2 protein-coding genes are annotated in these 2,083 nt (G+C 63.7%); both read left to right on the top strand.

Annotated elements, in window-relative coordinates; all coding sequences use genetic code 11:
* Positions 1-1,728, top strand: a 1,728-nt coding sequence (gene dxs, locus ADADOO_RS13550; protein WP_511278032.1) for a 1-deoxy-D-xylulose-5-phosphate synthase, incomplete at its 5' end; no start/stop codon positions are given.
* A gap of 17 nt (positions 1,729-1,745) precedes the next feature.
* The coding region (locus ADADOO_RS13545) for a GTP cyclohydrolase, FolE2/MptA family (protein ID WP_511278031.1) at positions 1,746-2,083 on the top strand (338 nt) is incomplete at its 3' end.

Here is a 2,083-nt window from a genome sequence, read left to right as displayed (position 1 = left end):
GGCCACCTGTCGTCCAATCTCGGCACCGTCGAGATGACCATTGCCCTGCACGCCGTGTTCGATACGCCGGAAGACCGTGTCGTCTGGGACGTCGGCCACCAGTGCTACGCCCACAAGGTACTCACTGGCCGCCGCGAAGGTATGAGCACGCTGCGCATGCACGGCGGCATCTCGGGCTTCCCGAAACGCGCCGAGAGCCCGTACGACACCTTCGGCGTCGGCCATTCGTCGACCTCGATCTCGGCGGCGTTGGGCATGGCCCTGGCCGCCAAGCACAAGGGCGAGGACCGCAAAACCATCGCCATCATCGGTGACGGCGCGCTATCCGCCGGCATGGCCTTCGAAGCGATGAACAACGCCGGCGTCGCCGATGCCGACATGCTGGTCATCCTCAACGACAACGAGATGTCGATCTCGCCACCGGTCGGCGCGCTCAACAACATCCTGACCCGCCTGACCTCAAGCAAGACCTACAACGTCGCCCGCGAAGCCGGCCGCCACATGCTTGGCTTCGCGCCGCCGCTGCTCGAATTGGCGCGCCGCGCCGAAGAGCACGTCAAGGGCATGATCGCCCCGGGTACGCTGTTCGAGGAATTCGGCTTCCATTACTACGGCCCGATTGATGGCCACGACCTCGACGCCCTGATCCCGACGCTGGAAAACCTCAAGAAGCTCAAGGGCCCGAAGTTCCTCCACGTCATCACCAAAAAAGGCCAGGGCTACAAGCTGGCCGAGGCCGACCCGATTCTCTACCACGGCGTCGGCAAGTTCGCCGCCTGCGACGGCATCCAGTCCGCCAAGGGCCCGGCCAAGCTGACCTACACGCAGGTCTTCGGCGACTGGCTGTGCGACATGGCCAAGGCCGATTCGCGCCTCGTCGCCATCACCCCGGCCATGCGCGAAGGCTCCGGCATGGTGCGCTTCTCGGCCGAACATGCCGACCGCTATTTTGATGTCGGCATTGCCGAACAGCACGCCGTCACCTTTGCCGCCGGCCTCGCCTGCGAAGGACTCAAGCCGGTCGTTGCCATCTATTCGACCTTCCTGCAGCGCGGCTATGACCAGCTCGTGCACGACGTCGCGCTGCAGAATTTACCGGTCATTTTCGCGGTCGACCGTGGCGGTGTCGTTGGCGCCGACGGCCCAACCCACCACGGCACTTTTGACCTGTCCTTCGTCACCTGCATCCCGAACATGGTCGTCATGGCCCCGGCCGACGAAGCCGAATGCCGCCAGATGCTGTCCACCGCCTACGCCCTGGATGGCCCGAGCATGGTGCGCTACCCGCGCGGCGGCGGCACCGGCAAGGTTCCGGCTGGAAATCTCGACACGCAGCCCGTCGGCAAGGGCGAAATCCGCCGCCAGGGCCAGAATGTCGCCCTGCTCGCCTTCGGCAGCCTGGTTCCGGCCGCCGTCGCCGCTGGCGAGGAACTCGACGCCACCGTGGTCAACATGCGCTTCGTCAAACCGCTCGACGTCGAGCTGATTGTCGAACTGGCCGGGAACCATTCCCTGCTTGTCAGCGTCGAAGAAAACGCTGTGATCGGCGGCGCCGGCTCGGAAATCGAGCGGGTTCTGGCGGAACGCGGTCTGAGCGTGCCGGTGCTTCGCCTCGGCCTGCCCGACCGCTTCATCGACCACGGCGAACAAGGACAATTGCTGGCCGAACTCGGCCTCGACAAGGACGGCATCGTGCGTGCAGTGCGGGCCAGGACCAACCCACAATAATTCTTTAAAGAACAGCCATGAACACCCCGAACACCAGCATCCCCGACGTCCAGAACTCGGTCGACACGCGCCATATCGCCATCAACAAGGTCGGCATCAAGGCCATCCGCCACCCGATCAAGGTCCAGGACAAATCGACCGGCGTCCAGCACACCATCGCCATGTTCAACATGTACGTCGGCCTGCCGCACAACTTCAAGGGCACGCACATGTCGCGCTTCGTGGAGATCCTGAACAGCCACGAACGTGAAATCTCGGTCGAGAACTTCCCGGTCATGCTGCGCGACATGGTCGTCAAACTCGAAGCCGTCACCGGCCACATCGAGATGAACTTCCCGTATTTCATCAACAAGAC

It is taken from the genome of Azonexus sp. (assembly GCF_036170495.1).
Taxonomy (GTDB): domain Bacteria; phylum Pseudomonadota; class Gammaproteobacteria; order Burkholderiales; family Rhodocyclaceae; genus Azonexus.
The sequence above is the reverse complement of the archived record's forward strand: the minus strand, read 5'-3'. Positions and strand labels throughout refer to the sequence as shown.